This is a genomic window from Candidatus Methylomirabilota bacterium, assembly GCA_035709005.1.
In the GTDB taxonomy this organism is placed as follows: Bacteria; Methylomirabilota; Methylomirabilia; order Rokubacteriales; family CSP1-6; genus 40CM-4-69-5.
On record DASTFB010000098.1, the window covers coordinates 1 to 5,269 of the forward strand.

The 5,269-nt window shown below is 69.7% G+C and carries 6 protein-coding genes and 4 tRNA genes; all 10 read left to right on the plus strand.

Annotation, left to right across the window (positions count from 1 at the left end):
* Positions 1–1,199 (plus strand): DNA repair protein RadA (gene radA, locus VFR64_18110; GenBank protein HET9491658.1); only part of this gene is annotated, 1,199 nt, incomplete at its 5' end.
* 38 nt (positions 1,200–1,237) lie between these two features.
* Complete coding sequence (gene ispD / locus VFR64_18115; GenBank protein ID HET9491659.1) at positions 1,238–1,930, plus strand: 2-C-methyl-D-erythritol 4-phosphate cytidylyltransferase; 693 nt, start codon at positions 1,238–1,240, stop codon at positions 1,928–1,930.
* On the plus strand, positions 1,927–2,406 hold the full coding sequence (gene ispF / locus VFR64_18120) for a 2-C-methyl-D-erythritol 2,4-cyclodiphosphate synthase (GenBank protein HET9491660.1): 480 nt from the start codon (positions 1,927–1,929) through the stop codon (positions 2,404–2,406). The genes ispD and ispF overlap by 4 nt, the downstream gene beginning before the upstream one ends.
* On the plus strand, positions 2,403–3,821 hold the full coding sequence (gene cysS, locus VFR64_18125; protein ID HET9491661.1) for a cysteine--tRNA ligase: 1,419 nt from the start codon (positions 2,403–2,405) through the stop codon (positions 3,819–3,821). The genes ispF and cysS overlap by 4 nt, the downstream gene beginning before the upstream one ends.
* Positions 3,821–4,594 carry a 23S rRNA (guanosine(2251)-2'-O)-methyltransferase RlmB gene (rlmB, locus tag VFR64_18130; GenBank protein ID HET9491662.1) on the plus strand — a complete coding sequence of 258 codons (774 nt, stop codon included), beginning with the start codon at positions 3,821–3,823 and terminating at the stop codon, positions 4,592–4,594. Before cysS ends, rlmB begins: the two co-directional genes overlap by 1 nt.
* A 39-nt stretch (positions 4,595–4,633) precedes the next feature.
* Positions 4,634–4,708, plus strand: a tRNA-Thr gene (locus VFR64_18135).
* Between the two features lie 40 nt (positions 4,709–4,748).
* Positions 4,749–4,834, plus strand: a tRNA-Tyr gene (locus tag VFR64_18140).
* Positions 4,835–4,849: 15 nt separating this feature from the next.
* Positions 4,850–4,924 (plus strand) — tRNA-Gly (locus VFR64_18145).
* A gap of 89 nt (positions 4,925–5,013) precedes the next feature.
* Positions 5,014–5,089, plus strand: a tRNA-Thr gene (locus VFR64_18150).
* Positions 5,045–5,269, plus strand: a 225-nt coding sequence (locus VFR64_18155) for a GTP-binding protein (protein ID HET9491663.1), incomplete at its 3' end; no start/stop codon positions are given. The genes VFR64_18150 and VFR64_18155, both read left to right, overlap by 45 nt.

Below are 5,269 nucleotides of genomic sequence, written 5' to 3' on the forward strand. Positions count from 1 at the left end.
GGCCGCGGCCGTTGCGCGAGGTGTCCCTGGAGCGCACGGAGCGGCTGCACACGGGGATCGGCGAGCTCGACCGGGTGCTGGGCGGCGGCGTCGTTCCGGGGTCGCTGGTGCTGATCGGCGGGGACCCGGGCATCGGTAAGAGCACGGTCTTGCTGCAGGTGGCGGGCGCCCTGGCGGCGGTCGCCGCGCCCGTGCTCTATGTCTCGGGCGAGGAATCGGCCGCGCAGGTCAAGCTCCGCGCCGACCGCCTCGGCGTCGCCACCGACGCGCTATTGCTCTGGTCCGAGAACGACCTGGCCGCGGTGCAGGCCGAGCTCGACTCCGTCAAGCCCCAGGCCCTCGTCATCGATTCCATCCAGACGGTGTTCCTGCCCGAGATCGAGTCCGCGCCGGGAAGCGTGGCCCAGGTGCGCGAGTGCGGGGGGCGGCTCATGACACTGGCCAAGGGTCGCGGGCTGGCGACCTTCATCGTGGGCCACGTCACCAAGGACGGCGCACTGGCCGGACCGCGGGTGCTCGAGCATCTGGTCGACACGGTGCTCTACTTCGAAGGCGAGGCGCACCATGCCTACCGGGTGCTCCGGGCGGTGAAGAACCGGTTCGGCTCGACGAACGAGATCGGGGTCTTCCAGATGGGTGAGCGCGGCCTGATCGAGGTGCCCAATCCATCGGGCTTCTTCCTGGCCGAGCGTCCAAAAGACGCGCCGGGCTCGGTCATCGTGGCCGGGCTCGAGGGCACGCGCCCTCTCCTGCTCGAGCTGCAAGCGCTGGTCACGCCGGCTTCCTTCGGCACCCCGCGGCGGACCGTCATCGGGGCCGATTACAATCGGACGTGCCTCCTGCTCGCCGTGCTGGAGAAGCGCGCCGGCGTGCCGCTGGGCAGTCAGGACGTGTTCGTCAACGTGGCCGGGGGCGCCCGCATCGTGGAGCCCGCGGCCGACCTCGGAGTGGTGGTGGCCGCGGCCTCCAGCTACCTGGATCGACCGGTGCGCGGCGATGTCGTCGTGGTCGGCGAGGTGGGGCTTACAGGCGAGGTGCGAGCGGTGACCGGTCTCGAGGCGCGCCTGCGCGAAGCGGCGGCCCTCGGCTTCCGCGAGGCCGTCGTGCCCCGGAGCAGCCTCGTCGAACAGCCGCGACTGCCGCTGGCTGCGCGCGGGGTGGCGACGGTCCACGATGCCCTTGACCTGCTGGTCGCCTGACAACATGGAGGGATACAGCCACATCGCGGACCGGCGCAGTGACTGAGCCTCGGATCGCGCTGGTGATCCCGGCCGCCGGCGCCGGCGCGCGCATGGGCACGCGGACGCCCAAGCAGTTCTTGCGGATCGGGCGGCGGTCTATCCTCGAGGTCACGCTGGGGCAGTTCCAGGCGCCGCCGCTGGTGCACGAGATCGTCATCGCCCTGCCCGAACCGCACCTGCCACGGGCGCGCCGGCTGCTCGGCCGTCACCGGCCGTCTCACCGCCCGGCGCCGGGCCTGGTGGTCGGGGGTGCCACTCGCCAGGAGTCGGTCTGGCGGGCGCTGCAGGCGCTGGCTCGTGAGGCCGACATCGTCGTCGTGCACGACGGCGTCCGACCGTTCATCACCCGCGACCTGGTCAGGCGAGTGGTGCGGGCGGCCATCGCCCACGGAGCCGCCATCTGCGCCCTGCCGATCGCCGAGACGGTGAAGCGGGTCCGCGGCGGCGTCGTGGAAGCCACGCTCGATCGCTCGGAGCTCTGGGCGGTGCAGACGCCCCAGGCCTTCCGGCATCCGCTCTTGCGCGAGGCTCACGAGAAGGCGCTGCGCGACGGGTTCATGGGAACGGACGAGGCCATGCTCGTAGAGCGGCTCGGCCATCCCGTGCACGTCGTGCGCGGCCTGGAATCCAACATCAAGGTCACGACGCCGGCGGACCTCCGGCGCGTCCGGGGCTGGATCCGGCGATGACGCGCGTGGGCCTGGGCTTCGACGTGCATCCGCTGGTGCGTGACCGCGCGCTGGTCCTGGGCGGCGTGAGGATTCCCTCCGAGGTGGGACTGGGCGGGCACTCCGACGCGGACGTCCTGGCCCACGCGGTGGGCGAGGCCCTGCTCGGGGCGTTGGCCCTGGGGGACCTCGGCCGGCACTTCCCCGACACCGATCCACGCTATCAGGGCATCTCCAGCCTGACGCTTCTGGGTCACGTGATGGAGCTGGTCCGGTCGCGCCGGGGGCAGCTGGTCAACGTCGACGCCACCGTGCTGGCCCAGGGACCGAGGCTGGCCCCCTATCTGGAAGAGATGGCCAGGCGCCTCGCCGAAGTGCTGGGGGTGGCGGTCGACACGGTGAGCGTGAAGGCCAAGAGCCCGGAAGGCCTGGGGCTCCTGGGCCGTCGGGAAGGCATCGCGGCCCTGGCCGTGGTGAGCGTCGAGGTGCAATCGTGAGCGTCCCGGCAACACCGCTGAAGATCTCCAACACGCTGAGGCGCGTGAAGGAGGAGTTCCGTCCGCTGACGCCCGGGCAGGTGCGGATGTACGTCTGCGGCGTGACGGTGTACGACGCCTCGCACATCGGCCACGCCCGGAGTGCGATCGTCTTCGACGTGATCCGCCGCTATCTGCTCTTCAAGGGCTACCAGGTTCGGTTCATCAAGAACTTCACGGACGTCGACGACAAGATCATCCGACGGGCCCAGCGGGAAGGCGTATCGGCCTCCGAGATCGCCGAGCGCTACATCGAGGAGTTTCACCGCGACATGGAGGCCATCGGGGTCCTCCGCGCCGATGTCGAGCCCCGAGCCACCGAGCACATCGACGCCATGATCGCGCTCATCGAGCACCTGGTCCGCGGAGGCTTCGCCTATGTCGTCGATGGCGACGTGTATTTCGCCATTCGTCGCTTCCCGTCCTACGGACAGCTCAGCGGCAAGAATCTCGACGAGCTCCTGGCCGGGGCCCGCGTGGAAGTGGACGAGCGCAAACAGGATCCCCGCGACTTCAGCCTCTGGAAGGCGGCCAAGCCCGAGGAGCCGGCGTGGCCCAGCCCGTGGGGGCCGGGCCGGCCCGGGTGGCACATCGAGTGCTCGGCCATGGCCATGCAGTACCTGGGGGAGTCGTTCGACATCCACGGCGGCGGGGAGGATCTGATCTTTCCCCATCACGAGTGCGAGATCGCTCAGGCCGAAGCCGCCACCGGCAAGCCGTTCGCCCGTTACTGGATCCACAACGGGTTCGTCAACTTCGGCGCCGAGAAGATGTCGAAGTCGCTCGGCAACACGCTGGCCATCCGGGAAGTCGTCAAGCGCCACGAGCCCGACGCCCTGCGCCTGTGGCTGCTCGGCACGCACTACCGGCATCCCGTCGAGTTCTCCGAGGAGCGGCTTCGCGAGGCCGGCCGCGCCCTGGAGCGCTTCACCCGGCTGTTCCATGCCGCCCAGGCCCTGGGGGCCACCGCCGCCCCGGGGGGGCTGCCGGGCGAGCTGGGCGGCTTCGCCCAGCGGTTCGCGGCCGCGATGGACGACGATTTCAACACGCCCCAGGCCCTCGGGGCGCTGTTCGACCTGAGCCGCGCGCTCTACGAGCGTCTGGACCAGGCCGGCGCGAGCTCGGCGGCTCGGCAGGCGGTGGTCGCCGGCATCGTCGAGCTCGAGCGCCTGGGTGGGGCGCTGGGGCTGTTTCGACGAGAGAGGGCCCCGGTCGGGCCGCCCCCCGAGGTGGAGGCTTTGATGGCCGAGCGCGCTCGAGCCCGGCAGCAGCGGGACTTCAAGCGCGCGGACGAGTTGCGGCGGGCGATCCACACCATGGGCTGGCAGGTCGAAGACACGCCGGCCGGCCCTCGTCTCACTCGACGGACGACGTGATGGTGCTCCGAGAGCCGGGCGCGACGGGCGAGGTGGTGTACGGGCGCAACCCCGTGCTGGCCCTGCTCAGGGGCCCCGAGCGCCGAGCAGACGAGGTAGCCGTCCTGGCCGGGGCTTCCGGCCCCCTGGGGGAGGTCGTCGCCGTCGCGAGGCGGGCCGGGGTGAAGGTCTCCTTCCGGACCCGGGACCAGCTCACCGCGATCGCGGGCTCGCCCCGCCACCAGGGCGTCGTTGCGCGGGTCGCAGCGGCGCCCTACGCCGACGTCGAACGGCTCCTGGAGATCGCCGGCGAAAGGGGGGAGGCGGGCTTCTTTCTGGCCGTCGACCAGGTCCAGGACCCCCGGAACCTCGGCGCCATCCTCAGGAGCGCCGACGCGTTCGGGGCCCATGGAGTGATCGTTCCCAAACACCACCAGGTAGGGCTGACTGGCGCGGTCGCCCGCACGTCTATGGGGGCGATAGGAGCGGTGGTGGTCGCTCGGGAAACCAATCTCGTCTTCGCCCTTGAAAAATTAAAGGAATCAGGTGTTTGGATCTATGGCACCTCGATCGCCGGCGGCGTTCCTCCCTGGGGAGCCGATCTGAGGGAGCCCCTCTGTCTGGTGCTGGGAAGCGAGGGCGAGGGACTGCGCCCCTTGGTGGCCAGGACCTGTGACGCCCTGCTCACCATCCCCATGACGGGGCGAGTGGGGTCCTTGAACGTCGCGGCGGCGGCGGCGGTGCTCTGCTACGAGGTCGAGCGCCAGAGGCAGGAACGGCGGAAAAGTCCTTGACGAAACAAGGACTCGAAACTAAAGTGAAGTTTTGTCTGTGCTGGCGTAGCTCAGGGGAAGAGCAACTGCCTTGTAAGCAGTGGGTCGGGGGTTCAAATCCTCCCGCCAGCGCCAGCAGTTCCGGGGAGTTCGCATATCACATGCCGGCAGGTTCGGGGAGGTACCCAAGTGGCCAAAGGGGGCAGACTGTAAATCTGCTGGCGTACGCCTTCGGGGGTTCAAATCCTCCCCTCCCCACCACCCGCGCGGATGCGGGCGGGAATAGCTCAGCGGTAGAGCGCCAGCCTTCCAAGCTGGGGGTCGCGGGTTCGAATCCCGTTTCCCGCTCCATGCGATTTCGAGGAGCCCACGGCTTCGCCGGGGGTGACGAGCGATGGGGGTTCGGGGCCCATGTCGGGGCCCCCATGAAGGCCAGCCACGCCCATGTAGCTCAGTCGGCAGAGCGCGTCCTTGGTAAGGACGAGGTCTCCGGTTCAATCCCGGACATGGGCTCCATTCCTTCCGGGATCGCCTGCGTCAACGGAGGTCAGTGAGATGGCCAAGGCGAAATACGAGCGGACGAAGCCGCACGTGAACATCGGGACGATCGGGCACATCGACCACGGCAAGACGACGTTGACGGCGGCGATCACGAAGGTGCTGCACACGAAGAACAAGGGGATCGCGGTGCGGGAG

What these genes read in the sequence shown, in the direction of transcription:
- ispF (HET9491660.1), top strand. Translation starts at nt 1,927, where the DNA reads ATGACGCGCGTGGGCCTGGGCTTCGACGTGCATCCGCTGGTGCGTGAC.
- rlmB (HET9491662.1), top strand. Translation starts at nt 3,821, where the DNA reads ATGGTGCTCCGAGAGCCGGGCGCGACGGGCGAGGTGGTGTACGGGCGC.